A 20,798-nucleotide genomic window follows, 5' to 3' on the forward strand; every position below is an offset into this window, starting at 1 on the left:
GGGGAGTTTTTCCCGTTCCTCGATTTTCTCCCCAACCCGCTTGCTTCCTATCAGCTTCCGATTGGGGAGTTTTTCCCATTCCTCCACTTTCTCCCCATCCTGCTTGCTTCCTATCAGCTTCCGATTGGGGAGTTTTTCCCGTTCCTCCACTTTCTCCCCATCCTGCTTGCTTCTCTCAACCTTCCCGTTGGAGTAAATTCTCTATTTTGGAAAAATTCACCCAATTCACGCATATACTTTCTCAGGACATAGTATAAATTTCCAAAAAATCCATAAACTATATGCATATCTGCACGAACCAACTAACCCAAGAAAGGACAAACCAACATGAAATTCAAAACCAACGCCATCCGTTTTCTCTTCATCTCCATCCTCGGAGTGCTGCTGCATTTCACCTATGAATGGTCGGACGACAACCGCATTGTCGGGCTGTTCTCGGCGGTCAACGAATCCACGTGGGAGCATCTGAAGCTGCTCTTCTTCCCGATGCTTCTGCTCACGCTGGTCGAGCTGTTCTTCTTCCATGAAAAAATGCCAGCCAATTACCTCTGGGCGCGTACCCTCGGAATCTTGTCCGGCATGATTTTTATTGTCGCAGTTTTCTATACACTGAATGGTATCCTCGGAACAAACTACGACTGGATCAATATTGCACTATATTTTGCAGGCGTTATCTTCGCCCTCTTCGTGGAAAATGATGTCTACCGAAATGGGAAGGCAGAAAAGCTCATCCTTTCTTCCGCGATTTTGCTCCTCTTAACCGCGGCATTTTTCACCTTTACGGAATATCCGCCACAGCTCGGCATCTTCCAGTAAATAATTTTTCTATCTCAATTGTTTTATTTGTCCATCCTCCATTTCATACACATGATCACATAATGCTTCAATATCTTCCCGGTTATGGCTTGCCAAAAGAATTGTCTTTCCTTTCTGCTTTTCTTTGCAGAAAATTTGACGCATCTCTTCTACCCCCTGTCGATCCAAACCATTCATAGGCTCATCCAATATCAAAACAGCAGGGTCTTCCATAATTGCCTGCGCAATTGCCAGACGTTGCTTCATTCCTAAAGAAAAGTTTTTTACCTTCTTTTTGGATTCCGGATCAAGTCCTACCATCCTCATTATTTCATGCAACAATTCCATGTTCTTTTTATTTCGAATTTCAAACAAATATTTTAAATTATTAATCCCACTTTCACTTTCCAGAAACGCCGGATTTTCAATAATTATCCCTGCATTTTTTATTAGTTCGCCACCAGATTTATATCTTTTTCCATCAATCAAAATCTCTCCGCTATCTTCAAATAATAATCCACATATACATTTAAACAGTACTGTTTTTCCTGATCCATTATGCCCTATAATTCCTGTAATTTCACCATTTGGGCAAACAAGCGAAACATCATTCAATACCTTTTGTTCACCAAAACTTTTTTCCAGATTCTTTACCTCGATCATTATCAAACCTCCATGCCTACGTTTCATTGATCCAATCAAATTCAGTATGCCTGATTCTTCTATATGCCGCAAAAAACGATAAACACATTATGCAGATTATCAAAATCACATATACATATTGTTTCGGATACTGCCAATCCATAAATATTGTTTCTCCGTATACTGATATTCGATACCATGTAAATATCGAAAGAAATGGCAGCCAGCGTTGGGTAAAAAACAGGCCTTCCGATAACCCTAACAAAGACAGCATCAAAACCACTACGATTGACACTGTACGATTGAACCAGATACTTATTGCAAACATCACACATCCTACCATGACCGAAACCAGCCATACCATCAAGAAACAGGTTTCCATTGCCGTGATCGGCTTATAATTCATCAAAATACTCGGTGATACCAGATTCATCAGATTATAGGAATACAAATTGGTTGAATATGCCATTGTATGTATTACTTTTCCCCATTCCATTGTAAAGTTGATTTTGGGAACAAATACAAGTACGCATACAGCAAACGAAATAATTGTAAACATAAACATGGATAGTATCATGGATAGCATTTTCTCCATAAACCACTTTTTTCGTCCCATTCTTGAAATGTAATATAATTCATTCGCATTAAAATAAGGAATATCCGATAACAGATAACATATAATAATTCCGTAAAATGCCGCAAAAAATGTATTACTAAATATATGAGGAACAATCCAGATGCTTACTTTTTCATTCACATCCCCAATTAATTGATCCATTCCCGACGTGACTGCTAACACTAATCCGACTACCATCATTACAGCACTTATGAATCGAAAGGAACGCATTTTTTTAATGCTGTCATAAGCAGCTGTTTTTATTATTTTTTGAACATTCGCCATTCACTTTCTCCTTCCATTCTTATAATTAATACAATAACTGACAATGAATATGTAACAACATATTTGGAAGAAAAATGTTGATGGTTGCTGTCCTGAAAGTGTCATTTCCAACTGATTCACCCCTAATGCCTTCCACGAAATGACTGCACCTCTTTGCCATCCAAGTAATCTTTGCATTAAAATATCCTGTACATACACACATAATAGCGGAAATGTATATGCCGCGATTTTATTGTTCACAAACTCTGACACAAACAACCCAAGCAATGACATAAAGCCTGCCAGTACTGACATATGGAAGATACAAACTGCAAAATACAGACCTGTTCTTCCTTCTTTTAAGTACTGCATATATGCGCGCTCCAAATCCAGTATTTCAAACCACTGTGTTTCATCCGGCATCCCCAATCGGATATAGTTTATTTGTAACGTAATCAAAAAGCCTAATATAAATGTGATCTGTGTCGAAATGAATACAACTAACATCTTCGAAATAATATAATATTCCCGATGATTACTGCGCAGTTCCATTTGAATCCGAAATTTATGACAGTTGTCATCTATATAACTACCAACATATGGTACCGATGCTATCCCCATTGCGATAAACAACAACTGCATCGTATTTACATGATTCATCCACGAAACAACATCCGCTGGCTCATCTTTGTTATAAAGAAGCAGTACACTAATTATAATCACACATATTGGGAATCTCCAATTTCCAAATGCTCGTCGCACATCTATTTTCAAATACCTCAATAGCATAATTTTCCCTCTCATTTATTGCACTATAATTTTTCCTGTTATTGCATTCACACGTAATTCATATTGATACTCCGAATCATTCAATGGTTTTTCATTTATTTGGAACGCCCATACAGGAATCAGTGTTTTTCCATCTTTCATATGGTCTACTATCAGTTCTGCCGAAATCACTTCCCGATCCGCTCCATCCACAATACCTTCAAAATATTCAATCACAGATTGCATAACTGCATCAAAGTTCAATAAAGATTCACTTTCATTCATTGATGTATAATCATACAAGTTTTGTATATAGCAAAAGATAATTCCTTTTTTATTATACATAACTGTGATTTGTGCATTTAAATCCTGTGCACTTTCCTGCCAAAAGGAATTACCCTGAAAATCACGAAGCCCAGAATACACATGATGAAAATAGAACAAATAGGTATCATTTTCTTCCGACCAATCCGTCTTATACTCCTCTTCCTGCTGATTTCCATCCATATCTATATGTTCTTCCTGTTGCTGCAAAATTTCATGATCCAAATAATACGTTTCACATGTAAAATCTTTTTTTAAATCTATGCCACACGAATCCATGATTTCATATATTTCCTGCTTTGCAGCTTCTTCAGAAGCAAACGTAAATTCTTTCGAATCCGTATATTCTGACAAATTATAATCTGAATAAAACCTGTCCGTTTTCAAACATGCATTCAATTCCAGATATTCCAAATCCGTATAGGTACAGGAATCCAATCCCCATGTAAAAAAAGATTCACTGACGCCATCCGACACCGCATTACTTGATATCATTTGTGCCTCCGCATCCAATGTATTGCTACCATCATCCGGCATAAACACTCTGCCTACTTTTTCATAATCCAACGAACATTCCGTCGCGGTTCCATTCTTCCAGCTTACTTCCTGAGGTGTTATTTCTTGTAAATCAATACGTAAATGTTCCGAACTATATCGATACTGTTGCGGGAATGTCTGCGTTTGTATATTATCAGCTTCTGTTTTCCCATTATTATTTCCTGAACAGGAAGTCACCACGCATGTTATAAACAGCATGCACATAACAACCAATTTCTTTTTCATAAAGCCAGTTACCTCCATCATACAAATAAAGCGATTTGAGACGTTTTATTTTGTTCCAAACCGCTTTATATTTCACTCAAAATTTATGGACAATAATTTCCTTTTCCGTGAACATTTGCATAATTCATAGGTGCGGAAGCATATACATAATATTGATGTCCACGTTTTGCTTCTACCAAATCATAATTATGGCTTTTTGTAGTACCCAAAGGATGACCAGGGTACGTCAACGCTGTAGACACCCTTACGTGATCGCTAGAGTATGATGTAAAGTTTAATGATGGACCATTGGTTAATGACGTTAATTTTATATAAAATTTCTGGTCATTATCTCCTTTAGCCTCTTTTCTTGAATAAGGATCCTTTGATGCTACCCCTGAAATATTAGATGCCGTAACATCTAACGAAATATTCCCAGCTCGAGCAACTCCACTTCCCAAACATCCAAATATAGCAAATGCTAATGCTATTTTTGATATTATCTTTCTCATAATTCATTACCTCCTCTACTGTACTTTTCCACTTTTCTTCAATACTTCTTCCAGCCCCTCTGGTTCTTCTGGTTCATACCAGCTTCCACGACAGCATTCCGGTGCAATAGCTGCTACACCAATCGCGAATGCGCATAGCTTTCCACTATGCCTGACAAGAAATTCCAGTACTTTTTTCATGCTCTTTTCCCTCCTGTAAATAATTATTTGAATTTCTTATTAAACCCATTTTTATCCTATCATACGCACAGATGCTTCTTTCATTTTTTCTGCGAATGGTCAAAAACGGGGAGTAAAGTGCATTTTACCCCCCGTTTTTGACCATTTACGGGAAATTATATATTACCAATTGTTCTATGTTATGATGCTTATATGGAGGTAAATCGAATGAAAATTACAGAAACGCTCAGCGTAAAAATCACGGATATATTTATCGATAATCACGTTCTACCGTTTCAGCAACGGGCAGCTTACATATACTGCTTTGACTTCTGTTTCGACTTATTCCTATATAATCTCAGCCTTCTGATTCTTGGAATCTTTTTCCATCATGGATGGCTGGCACTCGTCTACGTTTTTACAATGTCTCCACTCAAGATGCTTGCCGGAGGCATGCATGCATCTTCGCGCGGCATATGTGATATTATTTCTTATCTCACCTTCTGTATTGGAATAATTATCACGATCTATCTGCCAATCCCTGCAATCCAGACATTTCCAGCCTTCTGGTGTTTCTGTGTATTGCTGATTGCCATCATCATCCTTGCACCTATAGATACAAAAAGCCATCGCCTGACTCAAAAGAAGAAACGTCGATTAAAATACCTGACTGCAATATATTCGATAATGCTACTAAGCTTGTACCTTATATTTTTTAACTTTTTTAGATTTGATTCTATCCAGATTATGTTCTTTTGTGTTATCGTAATATGGATAAACCAATTATTGGGGCGAATCAGCAAAGGGGGATCTCAATGAAACTGAACATTGCAATCTGTGACGATGACGAAGCAGCAATTGAATATTTAAAATCCTGTATCACACATTTTTATTTTGCGTTTGATGTGGAAGTTTCTATCTCTACATTTACAAGCGGAAGAACATTCTTAGATTCCTATACAGAAAAAGGACAATATCAGTTAATTTTCATGGATGTAGAAATGCCAGAGCTAAACGGTTTGGATACCGCAAGCATCCTGCGTTCCACCATCGACCGTTATGCCTTGCTCGTGTTCGTGAGCAATTATCCGGAATACATGCAAAAAAGCTTTACAGTCCGGGCATTTTATTATCTGACGAAACCATACACCACAGAGGATGTCGAAGAAGTGCTGAAGAACGCAATCAATGAAATCGAACAAAGTCACACAATCTATTCCATCGTGTCTACAACAGAAGGAGAAACGACGATCTATATTCAGGATCTTCTCTATATCGAGGTTGAAAACAGTGATACACAGACTTTACTGTTTCATCTTACAAACCACACGATCTCTGTGCGCGGAACGCTTTCATACTGGAAGGAAACGCTTGCCTCCCAGCACTTTTACAAATGTTATCGCAGTATCCTTCTGAATCTGAAGCATGTACATTATTTTGAGGACAAATTCGTTGTTTTAGACAATCAGGAGCGAATTCCTCTGAGTCGAAATGCCAGACGGGAACTACTTTCTATTTACATGAATCACCTCGTAGAATTAAACGAGTTAAATTAGGAGGGCGCACTATGTATTACGCGATTGAAGCACTTACCTATCTCTTTGATATGGGCATAATCATTATCTATATGAATGGCATCTTCCATAAGGAAAACCGTCGTACCGCTTATCCGCTCTATATTGCGTGCTTCCTTATTATGGAGGTACTTATCTATGTAAACCAGGTTCTGTGCACCGGACTGCCATCCAAGCAATTTACAATAGCCACAAGCACCGTAAGTCTGCTTACGACCTTTGCACTGACCTTCCTATACAGGACGCGCCTGTCAAACCGCATATTTGTATCCATTTCCTTCCAGATTCTTGCTCTGCTTGGAGAAAGCTTTTTCCTGTTTCTGGTGAAAATAATAAACCCGGCAGTTATAGATCTCCCTCTCCGCCAGCTTTCGATCCTCATGAATCTCGGTTCCAAGATCATGCTGTTCCTGTTGATTCTGGTTGTGATTTTCTTCTGGAACCGACACATAAAATATCACGATTATAAATACAACCTGTTATTATTTACGACGCCCGTGCTTTCTCTGGTAATTACCCTTTGTATTCCTGTCCGCAGCAATTACCAGTCAAACAATGCGTACTATATGATCATTGCCTATTTAGCGATTGCCCTGTTAAATATATTGAATTATTGTCTGTTGGATAATTGTTTTAAGATGGAGCAGATCAAGGACGAAAACCTTTCTATGCGCAGACAGATTGATTTTCAGCAGGAAAAATATTTCCAATTGGGAACCGCCTACAAGAAAACCCGCAGCATCGTACACGATATGAAGAACCATTATTTTGCAATCTCCGAGATGCTCAAGCAACAACAACCAGAGCAGTTAGATGCATATCTTCACTCTGCGATCAACGACATAGAAGCGAATTATATCAGTGTCAACAGCGGCAACCTTGTATTGGATGCTTTCATCAGTAGCTTCGAGATGCTCGCAAAAGAGAAGCAATTTGCCTTTTCCCAAAAGATTACATTGCAACCAACTCAGATTCCGGTCTCGGACTATGACCTGTGTACGATCGTCGGAAATATGCTGGATAACGCATCCGAAGCGGTCTGTAAATCCAGAAATCCGAACCGATATGTGCATTTCAATGTATGTATCTCTGAAAATAATACGTTTGTTATACATATGCGCAACACCTGTCTGCCGGAAGACCAAATAAAAAAGTACCCGGATCACCGAATGGATCACGGGTACGGTCTGGCAAATATAAAGATCATCACGGAAAAATATCATGGTTACATGCGGAGTCAATATATCGAGGATTCCTTTGAAACCATGATCGTTATTCCGATTCTTAACAGAAAACGATATTTTTAACGTTCCTCCTTAATCATAAGCAGACATCCGGCAAGCAACAGGACACAGGATATCCAGATTGCATGCACGCCGATCTGCATTGAGCAGATTCCACCGGCACCGGCACCGACTGCAAAGATCAATATGATTCCATAGTAATGCAGTGCCTTGCGAAGTGCCCCCTTCTGGTGCTCCCGGATATAGACGGACAGGCTCTCGGTTCCGCTTCTTAAGTTTCCGATACACATCGTGCTCGCATAGCCATAGCCATTTACCTTCCGGAACGTCTGAACCTGCATCGCACAGGCAAACGACACGAGCATCGTCGCCGCCATGTTGAACTTCTGCGGCATAAAACCAACCGCTAATAAAATCAATATCTCAATCAAAACAACGATCTGCCGCCAGTGGATCTTTCTCGCATTCTTATAAGTATGTCCAATCCGTTCTGCCACGAGTACACCAAATGCAAACGCAAGCACCGGGAACAAGTAGTGCAGCGCGCGCATCCAGTTTCCTTCCATCAGATGCTGGCTCATCAGCACAACATTTCCGGTCTGTGCATTCGAGAATACGCCATTTCGCACATTGTATGTGTACGCATCCTGAAATCCCCCTGACAACGCCAGAATCGCACTTAATAAGAATGTCTCCGACGTCTGAATCTTTGCATGTCTTGATAATGTCTCCATCGTAGTTACCTCTATATATTTCTCTTTTCAAAATATGCAAGTTGTAAACAAATCTTTTGCAACTTCGTTACAGTTATGATACAACTTCGATGCAATAATACACTATACTGCAAGCAGATACAAGAGTGAAATATCTAAACTTACTTCAATCCGCGTTTGTTTTTAAAGGAGGAATGGCGATGACAACCTTAAATATTCGGATTCGTGCTTTGGAACACAATATCGAGATCATCAAATCTCTGGCTGCTGACGCACAGATCATAGCCGTATTAAAGGGGAACGCATACGGCTTGGGGCTGTGCAAATTTGCGACATTCTTACAGGCACGCGGAATCCGACATTTCGCAGTCACGGAGCTTGCGGATGCCATCGAACTTCGAGAGAAAGGAATCTTCGGGGAGATTCTGCTTCTGACACCACTTTATCATCCAGAAGATATTACACGCGCAATCAAACACGACATCACACTCAGTATCACAAGCGTTTCATGCGGGCAGATCTTGGAGGATACTGCCGCACGCTTAAATCATTTTTGCGCCCATGCGCATCTGTGCATCGATACAGGCTTTGGGCGTTATGGTTTCTTATGCAGCAAAACCTCGCAGATTGGCGACATCATCAACACTGTACATGCCATGACGCACGTGCAGGTCACAGGAATCTATTCCCATTTCTACGCCGCATGTTGCAAGAATGAGCGATTTGTCAAAAAGCAGTTTGAGGATTTTAACAACCTTTGCACTACTCTGACGGACGCAGGGATTCCACTTGGGATACGTCATATCTCCTCCTCTTCCTCCCTCGTCCGTTTTCCGTATATGAATCTGGATGCGGTCCGTATCGGTTCCGCATTTCTCGGTCGTCTCGCTGTTTCCAATTCCTGTGGATTTGAAAATGTCTGCGACCTGACAGCAAGTGTGGACGACGTATATGAGCTTCCTGCCGGACACAATATCGGCTACGGCAAAACCTGCCGTCTGACCAAAGCTTCTACAACGGCTGTCGTATCGGCTGGATATTTTCACGGACTTGGTATGACACGCGAGACTGCTCCGAAACATCCCTCGCCGCTTCGTCTGCTTCGCCTGTGCAAGCATGCCTGCTTCCAGAAAAAACAAACGGCAGAGTTTGAAGGTCAAACCCTGCCAGTTCTTGGTCAGATCAGTATGAATTCATGTATCTTAGATGTGTCCAAAGCTCCCGTCTCTATCGGGGACTCTGTGACATTCCGGATCAATCCGCTCTTTGTGAATTCCGCAGTTCCACGGGTGTACTGCTAGATTATATAGAAAGATCAATCGGTCCATCAAATTTATTGATCTTCACACCATTTACAAGTAAGTCATCGCTGATTTCGATAACGATGCAATTTTTTCCGTCAATCTTTCGTACCTCAATTGCATCCGTCTGTTCTACCGGGAGGGATACCTCCGTCTTGCCGGACTTGATCTTCAGCTTATTGCTTCCCTCGAACACATTGCTTAACAGCACTTTTCCATTCTCTTCGGTTGCCTCATCGAAGGTCTTCGTGAACGCCTGAATCTCCTCTTCTTCAAATCCGCTTTCCTCTAAGATACGTGCCGTTTCTTTCTTATCAACCACAACTTCCTCTGGGCTGTCCTTTAACTCCATCTCATGCTCCCGCATGTTCGAGTAGATTGCTTTCGCCTTATCAAATGTCATCTCCTCCACGGCTTCGATCGCATTGATAAACATCTCGTTCTGCTTACCGGCGGTCGCCGGAATCTCACAGCCAAACACATCCATAAGCAGACTGTCATTTAACTCAGATGGTTTCTTCGTATAGTAAAGTGCCGCATGTACATCACTCATGCGTTCATTAAATGCCGGGAATAAGAATCCGTTCATCGGCAGCTCGACCATCATATTCCGCATCGCATTCTCCAGACTGTTATCGACCGGGTTGTACATCAGCCCTGCCTTCGATGGTTTGAGTGGACAAAGTAATGTCAGGTTGAACTTGTACACGACATCGGATGCATCCTCCATCTCGATTCCGTCCGCGGTCTTTCCCGGTACATCGTAGACACCATACACCAGCATAATATAATAATTATCCACATACGCATACGAATCGCGTATCTTCTCAAAATATGCCTGCAGCACCTGTGGATCTTTCAGTTCACTGTTTAACACCTGCATGAGTGTATCACGGTTTGGCACTGTAATTCCATTTTCTGTACGAAACACAAGATTCAGCAGATTCTTACCGATCCGCCCGGACAAGCCCTTCTTGATCAGATCAAAGTATTTGTGCTGTTCTTCCTCCTGCAGAACAAGGAATTTTCCCTGCTCCAAAATATGCATCTCTTTATTCGCATCGACATAGCATCCGGCAAGCCCGTGAATGCAGCAGTCGTTCTTCGTCATAATCTTCTTGATCTCAGTTACTTCGTTCTGTATCATGTTCTATCTCCTAACTCTGATTTGTTCTTCATCCAAGTTAAACCACAATGGGCAGTTTTCACCACATACCAAAAGAAAAGGCACTGCCAAATCACGAGCAGTGCCTTTTTCTTTCGCAACTTTACACTGATTCTACTTTAATTTAATAATGATAGCATAAAATCACCGGAATTTATACCATATATTTACTTTATTTCACAAAATCCGTTATATTTCGAGCCACATAGACACCGCTGGCAGATGCATGTGACAACGAATGCGTGATTCCACTGCCATCTCCGATAATATATAGTCCCTTATGACGTGTCTCCAGTTTCTCATCCACATCAACTTCCATATTGTAGAATTTGACTTCCACGCCATAGAGCAGTGTGTCCTCGTTTGCTGTACCCGGTGCAATCTTGTCAAGCGCATAGATCATCTCGATAATGCCATCTAAGATACGCTTTGGAAGCACCAGACTCAGGTCCCCCGGTGTTGCACTGAGCGTCGGTGTGATAAACGCCTCATCAATCCGACTCTGTGTCGAGCGCCTGCCTCGGATCAGATCACCAAACCGTTGTACGATAACACCGCCACCAAGCATGTTGCTAAGTCTGGCAATACTCTCACCATACCCATTTGAATCCTTGAACGGCTCTGAAAAATGTTTTGCCACAAGCAATGCAAAATTTGTATTCTCCGTCTGCTTCTCCGGATCTTCATAGCTGTGACCATTTACAGTGATGATGCCATTTGTATTTTCATTTACAACAGCCCCCTTTGGATTCATACAGAAGGTACGCACGCGGTCGCCGTATTTCTCAGTCCGGTACACAATCTTGCTCTCGTAAAGTTCATCGGTCAGATGCGCAAATACAACTGCCGGAAGCTCCACGCGCACACCAATATCCACACGATTTGATTTCGTTGGAATCTCCAGATCATCGCAAATCTTCTCCATCCATTTGCTTCCGCTTCGTCCAACCGATATAATGCAATTCTCACATGTATAGGATGCATCCTTGCAGACAACCGTGTAGCCGCCCGCCGCTTCTGCGACAACCGAATTCACTGGTGTATCGAAGAAAAACTCCACCTTATCCTTCAGATATGCATACAGATTTCCAAGCACGACATAGTTGATATCCGTCCCCAGATGACGTACAGATGCATCAAGCAGATGCAGATCATTCTGAATGCATACCGTCTTGAACCGTGTACCCGCCGTCGAATAGAGCTTCGTGCCCTCGCCACCATAACGCATATTGATCTCATCAACATACTTCATCAGTTCGAGCGATTGTTTCTTGCCAATATACTCATAAAGCGTACCGCCAAAATCATTTGTAATATTATATTTTCCATCCGAAAATGCGCCTGCACCACCAAACCCGCTCATGATTGAGCAGCTCTTACAGCCGATACAGCTTTTCACCTTATCTCCATCAATCGGGCAATGCCGTTTGTCCAATGCATGTCCTGCTTCAAACACAGCAATCTTTAAATCTGGATTTTTCTGTACCAGTTCATACGCAGAGAAAATACCGCCCGGTCCTGCACCAATTACGATCACATCATACTTCATAAATAACCTCCCAAAATCAAAACATAAAAAAAGACCACGAAACAATTGTTTTCGTAGTCAACTCTTTACGGTAGTTGGTAGAAACGTTCAACCATATTATGAACATATACGCCTATTTGATTCATAGATTTAATTTATTCTATCATAATAAATAGGAATACGCAATCGTTTTTTCTCTCTTTTTATAGCCTCTTTATAAATTTTTTCCTGCAATTCGCGAAATTTAATTCTTGACAAATATCGATAAAACTGTATAATAGTACATGTGTCTTGCGGGCACACCCAATTATAGGGGATTGGTCAAATGGTATGATAGGGGTCTCCAAAACCTTTGGCGGGAGTTCGATTCTCTCATCCCCTGCTTGTGAAAAAACCTTGAAACATTGTGTTTCAAGGTTTTTTGTTTATAACTTTTTACTGCATGCATCCAGAACATCAATCAGTTAGTTCAGTTTTCCATCATCCCCACGTTTCGCTGCGTCCAGATAGCGTGTTGAATTGAATGCACGCATTGTATTGTGTATTGAGCTACTGCATATCATAAAACTTCATCGTCTCCCGGTCACGATATTCATGTTTCTCATAATATCCGATTAATTTCTGCTCACTGTCCCGCAAAGCCACCATGTATACATCCTTGTTCTGCTTTGCATTGTAACTGGTATATACAATATTGTGACTTACATCTGCTGCAAACCAATCAACCACCTGTTGAATCCTCTTGTTCGATTCCGGATTGTGACAGGCAAGCAGACTTTTCCCTATGAGTGCCTCGCCACCGCGCTTTGCATAATTTTTAATTGCTGCAGGGTTCATGTAAATAATTTCATGCTGTAGGCTACAGATCACAACCGATACACGCTCCTGATCAATAATACTTTTAAAATATGCGTTTAATTCTTTCATAACGTTCACTTTCCTTTCTTGTCTTTTGGGCACATCCGCGTGCCTCATTGTAAATTCCAAGTTTTCCCTTTCAATACCAGCTTCTCGAATGACTCTGCAAATCTTATATCATCTTCCTCGGTTCTTTTCCTCGGACCTTTCAAATGATTCTTCCCGAAACTGCGCCGTGCTTTCTTGTTCAAATGCCGTTCCATCAGCATCTGGTCAATGTTCGCGTCTGTGTACCATTTCCCAGACTGATGAATGGCATACGCACCTTTCCCAAGTGCCATCGCCGCCACACCATAATCCTGCGACACAACGATATCTCCCTTATGACAAAGACTAATCAGCTTGTAGTCCACTGCATCCGCGCCGGCACCAACCACGATCACCTCACTATAATCAGAATTCAGGACATGATTCGTGTCGCAAAGCAGCGTCGTCCGGATATGATATTTTTCCGCGATCTCCTCCACGATACGCACGACCGGGCAGGCATCGGCATCTACAAATATTTGCATGATCTATTTCCTCTTCCTATGCAACCGTTGCCCCAAATGGCATCAGCGACAATTTCGCGAGCTTGAAAAATTGCTTTCCGAATGGAATACCAATAATCGTAATGCACAGGATACATCCCCAGACTACATCTGCAATCGCCATCGGAATCCCCGTCAAAAGCAGCCAGAATATATTCGCGATAAGACTCATCGCCCCGCCACCATATGTAACTTCCTTGCCAAACGGGAAGAATGCAAGCCCGGCGAACTTAAAGCACTGCAAGCCAATTGGAATTCCTATGATCGTAATACACCAGCCGATTCCCGCGATCACCCACGAAAGCCCGGCTGCAAAGCCGCCAAATATAAACCATAAAATATTTCCAAGTATACCCATGTTTTTGTTTTCTCCCCTAGTATTTTATTCTTTGTTTTTGTTCTATTCGAATCGTTATCGCACTATGTGAATTGTACTCTCGCTATTCGAATTGTTCGCGCGGTTCGCTTCTAGACTATATTGGCTTACCACGGCGCATTCATACAATAAAACAGCACCACGATCTGTGTCACGATCATCATCGGCAGTCCCACCGCAAAATAATTCTTCTGTGTCTTGTGATGAAATAAGTACATCGCAATTATACCACCGATCGCACCGCCAGCAAATGAAAATCCTAACAAGTTCGCCACCGGGATTCTCCATTTCCCCTTGATCGCCGCATACTTGTCGATGCCAAACAGGATAAACGTTACGAGATTGATGACGCCCAGATATAATAGCAGAATCTTCCTCTGGCTCATGTATCTTACAATGTTAAATGTCAGCTTGTCCGCCACATATCCTTTTGCAAACAAGAATATCACAATGACAATCACCAAGGTACAGGCGAGCGTGACATGCAGCATCGCATTTGATTTGGTTGTTTTTTCATGTAGTTTCATATTATGACCACGTCTTCCATATTTCCGGATGATATCCAAGTGTCGACTGCTTTCCATTCCGCACAACCGGTGTCTTGATCACCTGCGGATTCTCCAGTATCTTGTCCAGCTTATCCTCCGGGGCAATGTACTGAATCAACGCCAACAGATCTTTATCCTTAAAATCTGGATTGATCATATTCTCCATACCACCATTGACGGATGCCACAGCATTAAACTCGCCTTTGCTCATGCCCTTTTCTTTCATGTCGATAAACTGATATTTAATTCCGCGTTCCTTGAAGAACCTCTCTGCTTTCTTTGTATCGTTGCACTTTTTTGTGCCGAAGATTTGGATGTTCATTTTAATCTCCTCTTTTTTCTTTTATTATATACGTTATACCATATACAATTAAAGGTGCCAATAACACCAGTAATTTCCAAATAGAATATATTTTATAAGTTATATAAATACGCAACAACCAAACACCGATAGAAATTCCTGCATCACAATACATAATAATTACTCTATGATCCGAAAGAATCGGTATAAAATTAAAGAATATTCCCATCAATCCAACGATAAGTATCACAACTGCTAAATATACTATATATTCTTCGTATTGATTTATTTTATCTACTACACTATAACAAATATTTTCGATAATTTCATATCTCATATTCTCAATATCAAATATCTTTTTTATAGCAGAATCAATTGCCAAAAATCCCAATATATAAAACTCTATTATCCATATGATTTGTAAAAGGATAAATATGTTTTTCTTAAATACTTGTTCAATCATTTTTTCTTGTATATTATTCACCATTCTTCATTTCCTTCTCTTACGCATTTTTTTATTCTTATTCCGTCATCGTCTTTCCACTCACAATATACTTCACACCACCATCTTCTGTTTTTTGTAGTCTTACTAATAACGGATTGTCTATTTCATATTGTTGACGATAAAAATCCCATGCACATACAAAGATTGTCGGAAACGGTGATTCAATAACTGTCTTAATAATTCCCTGCGAAGCTCCATTCCATTTGCTTTGTTCAAGCAGTTCTAACATAATCAAGACTTCCTCTTCTAATGCAAAGATAAAAAGATCCGTATTGGATGGATAATTTTTTCTTCCTTTATCGTTTTTTATCTCTCGAATAATATTGTCAACTGAACAAATAATACTTGGCTGATTGCATTTAAACTCACTCCCCAATTTTTCTCCATAATGCGACTTAAGTAACTTTTTATCTTTTACAAATTGCGCTCGTCCTTCTGTGGTTATTTTTTCTTTTTCATCCTTTGAATAATTTTCACTTCTATACCGGTCACATGCTTCCTTTACTTGCTGCATTATTTCTAATTGTTCGTCTATTGTTTTTTGATAAAACTTGTTCACACATTTTACAATTGCGCTATTATGCTTTGTATGTGTAATTTCCAAGAATCCCCCATCCCTATACATAAAATCAGGCATTGATTTTTTAGAGTTATCATCGTAATACTCCTCATTAAATACAATTCCCTTCTTCTCCAATATTTCTTTCGCTTCTCTTTCTCCTGGTTTCAAGCAATCTCCTCCTTGACATTTTTAAATTCAATTATGCATATACGTTTGGATTAATTAAGAATTTTTGAATCAGAATAAGAATGTAGCATTTTGATAAATCTACACTGTTTAACATTGAATCCCCATTCATGTTATAAAATCCCCATATATCCAAAATCCATATTTATATTCTACAATATTATGCAGAATATTCAATAAAAATATCACATTCGACAGAATTCTATTATTCTGTATATACATCTAATATTAAAATCTCTACATATTATCGACGTGCACCAATATCAAAAAGGAGGATTTACAAATGAACACACCAACATCCAGAAATCCAATGCTGTTTTGTGATTACTACAAGCAATGGATCAACGTCTACAAAGAAGGAGCGATCCGCCCGGTCACCATGAGCAAATACAACATGGCGCATCAATGGCTGTTAAAGCTGGCTCCTGATCTGTCGATTTCCGAACTGGATCGGATTTCTTATCAGAAAATATTAAATGAATATGCGGAAGAACATGAGCATCAGACAACGATGGATTTTCACCACCATGTGAAATGTGCCATTTTAGATGCCGTGGATGAGGGGCTGATTCCGCGAGATCCAACCCGGAAAGCGATCATCAAAGGCAAAAAGCCACGTGAGAAAAAGCAGAAATTTCTCAATCAGTTTGAGCTTCACAAACTAATCGAAGACCTTGATCTGGGGCCGGAAGTATCATGGGATTGGTTCATCCTTCTGGTTGCAAAAACCGGAATGCGATTTTCCGAAGCGCTTGCATTGACGCCGAAGGATTTTGATTTTTCACGGCAAATACTGACGATCTCCAAGACATGGGATTACAAAGGAAATGGCGGCTTCCTGCCAACCAAGAATCAATCGTCTGTCCGAAAGATACAGATTGACTGGTTAACCGTTATGCAATTTGCCGGACTGGTGAAAAAGCTTCCGGAAGATGAACCGATCTTCGCAAAAGGGAAAATATATAATTCCACCTTGAACGGAATATTGGAACGACATTGCAAAAATGCCGGAATCCCCGTCATCTCTATCCACGGTTTACGTCATACCCATGCCTCGCTCATGCTTTTCGCCGGCGTTTCCATCGCCAGTGTGGCAAGGCGCCTCGGACATGCCAGCATGACGACCACCCAGAAGACCTATTTGCACATTATTCAGGAATTGGAAAGCAAGGACATTGACATCATCATGCGATCCCTTGCGAACCTGAATTAAACTACTTCGCATCCAAATATGCACGTCGATTTATAATAAAACTGGGAATACCTTCCATAGATATTCCCAGTCTATTCCAGCCTATCAATTTCTCATTCGTCGTTTGCAGAAAGCGTCCTATATATCCGCATCCCGACATTTCATCAATCGCGCAGCGGCAATACATTCTCCATCAGATCATGCTTGAACTTCTCTACTATAATCTTACGGAACTTGAATTTCGGCATAGGTTCCTCTACACCCTCCTTATAAGATGCATACGCGCGATCCTTGAAAGTGTTTTCATTTGCCATCTCGCCATCCCGGTAATTATATACTTCATATCGCACATCATCCTCATTCAGATTCCACAGCTTCGCAAATGTCTTGATCTCCGTATCTATCGCATCATAGCGCATCTGGTTGACAACCACTGCGATATCCTGACCTTTGTACCGATCTTTGTCCTGCTCGATATTATCAATCACCTGCTCCAACAATTCACCGAGCTTCTGATTATCCTCGGCAAATTCCTTCGAGATCTCGCGCAGCGCCAGAATGTTCTTCGCAAATATCGCATCCTGAAAATCATTGCTCGACTGATCCAGATAATTCACCAATCCCTGCAACAGCTCGACAATATACTCGAAATCCACCCGCATCTTGCTGTACGCAATCAGATCATAGTCGTCCATAACCGGATCATCGTTTTCCGCCTCATCCTTCGGTTTCTTCAGCTCTTCCATAACATTTTTATACATTGCCGCATAGTTTTCATATTCCTCCTGCGAGAAATCATAGTCTGCAAGCAGTTCTTCCCGATATCTGGAAAATGCTTTCAAATGTGCAAAGCTCTTATCCAAACTCCGAAATGCATAGATAAACGACTTCTTCTGCTCCCTTGACAACTGACGAATCTCTTCCGGTGTCCGTCCCAATGCATGAATCGTCTTTACATCAATCGAAAAAACATCAAGCACGCTCTCCCAATCTTCTGATACTGCTACGCCTTCACCGCCTCTGGAATACAGCCGCAATGCCCGGTCAATCTCTTTCTTGAAGTCTTTTGGGGATTGAAATGTTACAACCTGTCCATATGTCTTATTCGCATCAAACAAACGATTCGTTCTTGAAAAAGCCTGTATGATATCCTGTGGGCTCATCGGCGATCTATCCATATACAAAGTGGACAGACATGGAGCATCAAATCCCGTCAACAAACGATTAACAACGATAACCAGATCCAACTGCTGACTCCGCTCCATATAGCGTTTTTCCTTTCGAGCCAGACGATCATTCAGATTACTATTATATGCGTTGATATTCTCGATGTCATAATGTGTGCCAAACATCGCATTGTAATCTTGCAGGGACTCGCGCATTTTATCCTGATTCACCGTTGATGCCTCATCATTTTCCGTCACAGAATATGTGATTGCGAATTTCGGGAAATCGGGAACTACCTTGCAGATCTCCTCATTTATCTTTAATGCATCTTTGCCCGCTTTGATCCGTTTCAACAACTCATAATAACGCTGTGCTTTCGCGATGGATCCAACTGTCAGGATACCTTCGTAGGTTCTTCCCTTGCCGTTCTGCATGCCTAATTTCGTATAGGACTGATTGAGCACCACATCCAGAACCTGGCGCATATGCTCTTCTGTCTCAAATACCGCATCATCCACATCTTCTTTTTTCGGTCCGAGATTCTCAACCATGAATCCGAGAACTGCTTCGTCATGAATGGCATTCTTGATTGTGTAGCTATGCAGGCATGCTCCGTACAGCTCATCGGTTGTCTGCGGAAGATCACCCTTCTGCTCATACCGGTTCTCCTCAAAGATTGGCGTACCTGTGAATCCATACCATAGAGAATGTGCAAAAAATCGTTCAATCTTACGTTTTGTCTCCGGTGTGACTGCTCTGTGACATTCATCTACCACAAATGCAACCCGAAGGTTACGGATTTTGTCATATTCTTTTGTTCCCTCCTGCAGTCTCTTGGTAATCATCGTCTGCAGTTTCTGCCGTGTCGTGACAATCATCTGTCGGTTGCCATCTGTCAGACGCCGAATCAGGGCATCCACATTTTCTGTGTCATCCACATCAATCGTATCGTTATCTGCATAGGATTGGAACGCCATCTTCGTCTGCATATCCAGATCTTTCCGGTCAATCAGGAATATTGTCTTTTCTATGGACGGAATATCCATCAACAGATTCCTTGTTGCCTTGTAAGATGTCATCGTCTTTCCGGAGCCCGTTGTATGCCAGATATAGCCTGATATACTCCGCTTGGATGCTGCCCGCATCGCTTCAATCGCATGAATCTGATATGGCCGCAAAATCAATAATTTCTTCTTCTCATTATCAAGCACTGTATACTTCGCAATCATCTCATGTGCCTGTGGAATCCGCAAAACAGCCTTCGCGAAATCCAGATAATCACAAACCGGATAGTTCTCGTTGTCCACCCATCCGGTTATAAATTTCTTACCTTCCGCTAATTCTGCTGCCCTTGCCGCTGCAAAATATTTCGTGTCAACAGCATTACTAACGACAAACATCTGTATATTCGAAAAAAGTCCGCGGAATTTTCCCTCAGAAATATACTTCTCTATCTGCCGATACCCATCCATATAGGAATGATCCTTGTTCTTCAACTCAATATGTATCATCGGAATTCCATTGATCAACAGCGTCACATCAAATCTTCGGTCCCGCTTATCATCCACCTCATCGGTCTTGAATGCCTGATATTGGTTGATTACCTCGTAGACACTCGTTCCCCCGGCAATATGCTCGTTGTTCATCACGACCAAATGTAATGTCTCATTGCCTCTTTGTACATGCACATAGACTTTTCCGTTCTCACCGACCTGCCATTTTCCTGCATCATAAAAAGAAGCGTGCGATACATCATTTTTAATCTTTGCAAATTCACTGTCACTGAGTGGCATATCGTTCAGCTTTGCCTTGTTGTTCTGCTCCAATATGTATTTGAAGTTGTCCCACAACTGCTCCTCCGTCCGAATATCCTTCCGATATGTCCACTGTGAATCCCCACCGCATAATTGGTCAATTAATCTCTGCTCAATTACTGATTCTAATTCTCCCATTTCTTTCGTCCTTTCTTGTAATTTTTTATGATTTGTTGCGATATTCCTATCGCATTTTATACTTTGATTGACAAACATGTGATTTGCCATATATTGTTTCAATTTTTTCAGTTTGCAACACTTACGCTGATGAAGAGTGATGAGGTGGTCTAAGGACTTAAAATAATCTCCTATTCTCTGTTGTTCTTCTGCAT

Annotated in this window: 23 protein-coding genes, 1 tRNA gene and 1 riboswitch; of the genes, 7 read left to right on the top strand and 17 right to left on the bottom strand. The window is 41.0% G+C overall.

Going from position 1 to position 20,798, the window contains the following annotated elements:
* The first annotated feature begins 327 nt into the window (after positions 1 to 327).
* On the top strand, positions 328 to 816 hold the full coding sequence (locus AAAT93_RS13500) for a DUF6512 family protein (RefSeq protein WP_021985769.1): 489 nt from the start codon (positions 328 to 330) through the stop codon (positions 814 to 816).
* 9 nt (positions 817 to 825) lie between these two features.
* Here AAAT93_RS13500 and AAAT93_RS13505 read toward each other — a convergent pair whose 3' ends face one another.
* The 6 genes from AAAT93_RS13505 to AAAT93_RS13530 all read right to left on the bottom strand — a co-directional run bounded on the left by AAAT93_RS13505 (position 826) and on the right by AAAT93_RS13530 (position 4,863).
* Positions 826 to 1,458: an ABC transporter ATP-binding protein gene (locus tag AAAT93_RS13505; RefSeq protein WP_021985770.1), complete on the bottom strand. Its 633-nt coding sequence runs from the start codon at positions 1,456 to 1,458 to the stop codon at positions 826 to 828.
* 16 nt (positions 1,459 to 1,474) lie between these two features.
* Entirely contained in the window at positions 1,475 to 2,338 is an 864-nt protein-coding gene (locus AAAT93_RS13510) for a hypothetical protein (protein WP_021985771.1), read from the bottom strand.
* Positions 2,339 to 3,040 carry a hypothetical protein gene (locus tag AAAT93_RS13515; protein WP_147341768.1) on the bottom strand — a complete coding sequence of 234 codons (702 nt, stop codon included), beginning with the start codon at positions 3,038 to 3,040 and terminating at the stop codon, positions 2,339 to 2,341.
* Positions 3,041 to 3,121: 81 nt separating this feature from the next.
* Positions 3,122 to 3,763: a hypothetical protein gene (locus AAAT93_RS13520; RefSeq protein WP_227573308.1), complete on the bottom strand. Its 642-nt coding sequence runs from the start codon at positions 3,761 to 3,763 to the stop codon at positions 3,122 to 3,124.
* Between the two features lie 512 nt (positions 3,764 to 4,275).
* A complete protein-coding gene (locus AAAT93_RS13525; RefSeq protein ID WP_021985774.1) occupies positions 4,276 to 4,683 on the bottom strand; it encodes a hypothetical protein in 408 nt (135 codons plus the stop codon).
* Between the two features lie 15 nt (positions 4,684 to 4,698).
* Positions 4,699 to 4,863, bottom strand: coding sequence for an AgrD family cyclic lactone autoinducer peptide (locus AAAT93_RS13530; protein ID WP_118373784.1), 165 nt, complete (start codon positions 4,861 to 4,863; stop codon positions 4,699 to 4,701).
* Between the two features lie 207 nt (positions 4,864 to 5,070).
* Here AAAT93_RS13530 and AAAT93_RS13685 point away from each other — a divergent pair, with 207 nt between their 5' ends.
* Genes AAAT93_RS13685 through AAAT93_RS13545 form a run of 3 tightly spaced genes read left to right on the top strand, consistent with a single transcriptional unit; the run spans position 5,071 to position 7,723 of the window.
* Positions 5,071 to 5,661, top strand: a complete 591-nt coding sequence (locus tag AAAT93_RS13685; protein ID WP_181985580.1) for an accessory gene regulator B family protein — start codon at positions 5,071 to 5,073, stop codon at positions 5,659 to 5,661.
* On the top strand, positions 5,658 to 6,398 hold the full coding sequence (locus tag AAAT93_RS13540) for a LytR/AlgR family response regulator transcription factor (RefSeq protein WP_181985579.1): 741 nt from the start codon (positions 5,658 to 5,660) through the stop codon (positions 6,396 to 6,398). Before AAAT93_RS13685 ends, AAAT93_RS13540 begins: the two co-directional genes overlap by 4 nt.
* Positions 6,399 to 6,409: 11 nt before the next feature.
* Positions 6,410 to 7,723 carry a sensor histidine kinase gene (locus tag AAAT93_RS13545; RefSeq protein WP_227573307.1) on the top strand — a complete coding sequence of 438 codons (1,314 nt, stop codon included), beginning with the start codon at positions 6,410 to 6,412 and terminating at the stop codon, positions 7,721 to 7,723.
* On the opposite strand, the gene AAAT93_RS13550 is transcribed toward AAAT93_RS13545, so the two are convergent.
* Entirely contained in the window at positions 7,720 to 8,394 is a 675-nt protein-coding gene (locus AAAT93_RS13550; protein WP_118373788.1) for a YoaK family protein, read from the bottom strand. The two genes, AAAT93_RS13545 and AAAT93_RS13550, sit on opposite strands and share 4 nt — an antisense overlap.
* Positions 8,395 to 8,573: 179 nt before the next feature.
* On the opposite strand from AAAT93_RS13550, the gene alr reads away from it, so the two are divergent.
* The gene (gene alr, locus AAAT93_RS13555) at positions 8,574 to 9,674 is read left to right on the top strand and encodes an alanine racemase (protein WP_181985578.1); all 1,101 of its coding nucleotides are present in this window, start codon (positions 8,574 to 8,576) and stop codon (positions 9,672 to 9,674) included.
* Between the two features lies 1 nt (position 9,675).
* Here the strand turns inward: alr and AAAT93_RS13560 are convergent, their stop codons facing one another.
* Together AAAT93_RS13560 and AAAT93_RS13565 are read right to left on the bottom strand one after the other, a co-directional pair.
* The gene (locus AAAT93_RS13560; protein ID WP_118373790.1) at positions 9,676 to 10,821 is read right to left on the bottom strand and encodes a DUF4317 domain-containing protein; all 1,146 of its coding nucleotides are present in this window, start codon (positions 10,819 to 10,821) and stop codon (positions 9,676 to 9,678) included.
* 190 nt (positions 10,822 to 11,011) lie between these two features.
* Entirely contained in the window at positions 11,012 to 12,388 is a 1,377-nt protein-coding gene (locus AAAT93_RS13565) for an NAD(P)/FAD-dependent oxidoreductase (protein WP_118373792.1), read from the bottom strand.
* Between the two features lie 34 nt (positions 12,389 to 12,422).
* Positions 12,423 to 12,520: riboswitch (purine riboswitch) on the bottom strand.
* A gap of 158 nt (positions 12,521 to 12,678) precedes the next feature.
* Here AAAT93_RS13565 and AAAT93_RS13570 point away from each other — a divergent pair.
* Positions 12,679 to 12,749 (top strand) — tRNA-Trp (locus AAAT93_RS13570).
* 167 nt (positions 12,750 to 12,916) lie between these two features.
* Here AAAT93_RS13570 and AAAT93_RS13575 read toward each other — a convergent pair.
* The 7 genes from AAAT93_RS13575 to AAAT93_RS13605 all read right to left on the bottom strand — a co-directional run bounded on the left by AAAT93_RS13575 (position 12,917) and on the right by AAAT93_RS13605 (position 16,275).
* Positions 12,917 to 13,294, bottom strand: a complete 378-nt coding sequence (locus AAAT93_RS13575) for a PAS domain-containing protein (protein ID WP_227573306.1) — start codon at positions 13,292 to 13,294, stop codon at positions 12,917 to 12,919.
* Between the two features lie 44 nt (positions 13,295 to 13,338).
* Positions 13,339 to 13,797, bottom strand: coding sequence for a YaiI/YqxD family protein (locus tag AAAT93_RS13580; RefSeq protein ID WP_118373794.1), 459 nt, complete (start codon positions 13,795 to 13,797; stop codon positions 13,339 to 13,341).
* Positions 13,798 to 13,813: 16 nt separating this feature from the next.
* Entirely contained in the window at positions 13,814 to 14,173 is a 360-nt protein-coding gene (locus tag AAAT93_RS13585; RefSeq protein ID WP_118373795.1) for a YccF domain-containing protein, read from the bottom strand.
* Between the two features lie 125 nt (positions 14,174 to 14,298).
* A complete protein-coding gene (locus AAAT93_RS13590) occupies positions 14,299 to 14,718 on the bottom strand; it encodes a DUF1294 domain-containing protein (protein ID WP_227573305.1) in 420 nt (139 codons plus the stop codon).
* Position 14,719: 1 nt separating this feature from the next.
* Positions 14,720 to 15,061 (bottom strand): arsenate reductase family protein, encoded by a 342-nt coding sequence (locus AAAT93_RS13595; protein ID WP_177981530.1) that lies wholly within the window; start codon positions 15,059 to 15,061, stop codon positions 14,720 to 14,722.
* A 1-nt stretch (position 15,062) separates the two neighbouring features.
* Positions 15,063 to 15,527: a hypothetical protein gene (locus AAAT93_RS13600; RefSeq protein WP_227573304.1), complete on the bottom strand. Its 465-nt coding sequence runs from the start codon at positions 15,525 to 15,527 to the stop codon at positions 15,063 to 15,065.
* 34 nt (positions 15,528 to 15,561) lie between these two features.
* Positions 15,562 to 16,275: a hypothetical protein gene (locus AAAT93_RS13605; RefSeq protein WP_227573303.1), complete on the bottom strand. Its 714-nt coding sequence runs from the start codon at positions 16,273 to 16,275 to the stop codon at positions 15,562 to 15,564.
* A 301-nt stretch (positions 16,276 to 16,576) separates the two neighbouring features.
* Between AAAT93_RS13605 and AAAT93_RS13610 the strand changes: the two genes are divergently transcribed.
* The gene (locus AAAT93_RS13610) at positions 16,577 to 17,506 is read left to right on the top strand and encodes a site-specific integrase (protein ID WP_177986568.1); all 930 of its coding nucleotides are present in this window, start codon (positions 16,577 to 16,579) and stop codon (positions 17,504 to 17,506) included.
* Positions 17,507 to 17,649: 143 nt separating this feature from the next.
* Here the strand turns inward: AAAT93_RS13610 and AAAT93_RS13615 are convergent, their stop codons facing one another.
* The gene (locus AAAT93_RS13615) at positions 17,650 to 20,604 is read right to left on the bottom strand and encodes a type I restriction endonuclease subunit R, EcoR124 family (RefSeq protein WP_227573302.1); all 2,955 of its coding nucleotides are present in this window, start codon (positions 20,602 to 20,604) and stop codon (positions 17,650 to 17,652) included.
* Positions 20,605 to 20,798: the final 194 nt, after the last annotated feature.

It is taken from the genome of Coprococcus hominis (ex Arizal et al. 2022), assembly GCF_040094675.1.
Taxonomy (GTDB): Bacteria; Bacillota; Clostridia; order Lachnospirales; family Lachnospiraceae; genus Coprococcus_C; species Coprococcus_C hominis.

Bases quoted from the DNA above. Each gene is read 5' to 3' on its own strand.
- AAAT93_RS13575 (WP_227573306.1), bottom strand. From the start codon at position 13,294: ATGAAAGAATTAAACGCATATTTTAAAAGTATTATTGATCAGGAGCGT.
- AAAT93_RS13550 (WP_118373788.1), bottom strand. From the start codon at position 8,394: ATGGAGACATTATCAAGACATGCAAAGATTCAGACGTCGGAGACATTC.
- AAAT93_RS13565 (WP_118373792.1), bottom strand. From the start codon at position 12,388: ATGAAGTATGATGTGATCGTAATTGGTGCAGGACCGGGCGGTATTTTC.
- AAAT93_RS13585 (WP_118373795.1), bottom strand. From the start codon at position 14,173: ATGGGTATACTTGGAAATATTTTATGGTTTATATTTGGCGGCTTTGCA.
- AAAT93_RS13580 (WP_118373794.1), bottom strand. From the start codon at position 13,797: ATGCAAATATTTGTAGATGCCGATGCCTGCCCGGTCGTGCGTATCGTG.
- AAAT93_RS13590 (WP_227573305.1), bottom strand. From the start codon at position 14,718: ATGAAACTACATGAAAAAACAACCAAATCAAATGCGATGCTGCATGTC.
- AAAT93_RS13610 (WP_177986568.1), top strand. From the start codon at position 16,577: ATGAACACACCAACATCCAGAAATCCAATGCTGTTTTGTGATTACTAC.
- AAAT93_RS13510 (WP_021985771.1), bottom strand. From the start codon at position 2,338: ATGGCGAATGTTCAAAAAATAATAAAAACAGCTGCTTATGACAGCATT.
- AAAT93_RS13540 (WP_181985579.1), top strand. From the start codon at position 5,658: ATGAAACTGAACATTGCAATCTGTGACGATGACGAAGCAGCAATTGAA.
- AAAT93_RS13595 (WP_177981530.1), bottom strand. From the start codon at position 15,061: ATGAACATCCAAATCTTCGGCACAAAAAAGTGCAACGATACAAAGAAA.
- AAAT93_RS13505 (WP_021985770.1), bottom strand. From the start codon at position 1,458: ATGATCGAGGTAAAGAATCTGGAAAAAAGTTTTGGTGAACAAAAGGTA.
- AAAT93_RS13560 (WP_118373790.1), bottom strand. From the start codon at position 10,821: ATGATACAGAACGAAGTAACTGAGATCAAGAAGATTATGACGAAGAAC.
- AAAT93_RS13615 (WP_227573302.1), bottom strand. From the start codon at position 20,604: ATGGGAGAATTAGAATCAGTAATTGAGCAGAGATTAATTGACCAATTA.
- AAAT93_RS13525 (WP_021985774.1), bottom strand. From the start codon at position 4,683: ATGAGAAAGATAATATCAAAAATAGCATTAGCATTTGCTATATTTGGA.
- AAAT93_RS13685 (WP_181985580.1), top strand. From the start codon at position 5,071: ATGAAAATTACAGAAACGCTCAGCGTAAAAATCACGGATATATTTATC.
- alr (WP_181985578.1), top strand. From the start codon at position 8,574: ATGACAACCTTAAATATTCGGATTCGTGCTTTGGAACACAATATCGAG.
- AAAT93_RS13600 (WP_227573304.1), bottom strand. From the start codon at position 15,527: ATGGTGAATAATATACAAGAAAAAATGATTGAACAAGTATTTAAGAAA.
- AAAT93_RS13500 (WP_021985769.1), top strand. From the start codon at position 328: ATGAAATTCAAAACCAACGCCATCCGTTTTCTCTTCATCTCCATCCTC.
- AAAT93_RS13545 (WP_227573307.1), top strand. From the start codon at position 6,410: ATGTATTACGCGATTGAAGCACTTACCTATCTCTTTGATATGGGCATA.
- AAAT93_RS13530 (WP_118373784.1), bottom strand. From the start codon at position 4,863: ATGAAAAAAGTACTGGAATTTCTTGTCAGGCATAGTGGAAAGCTATGC.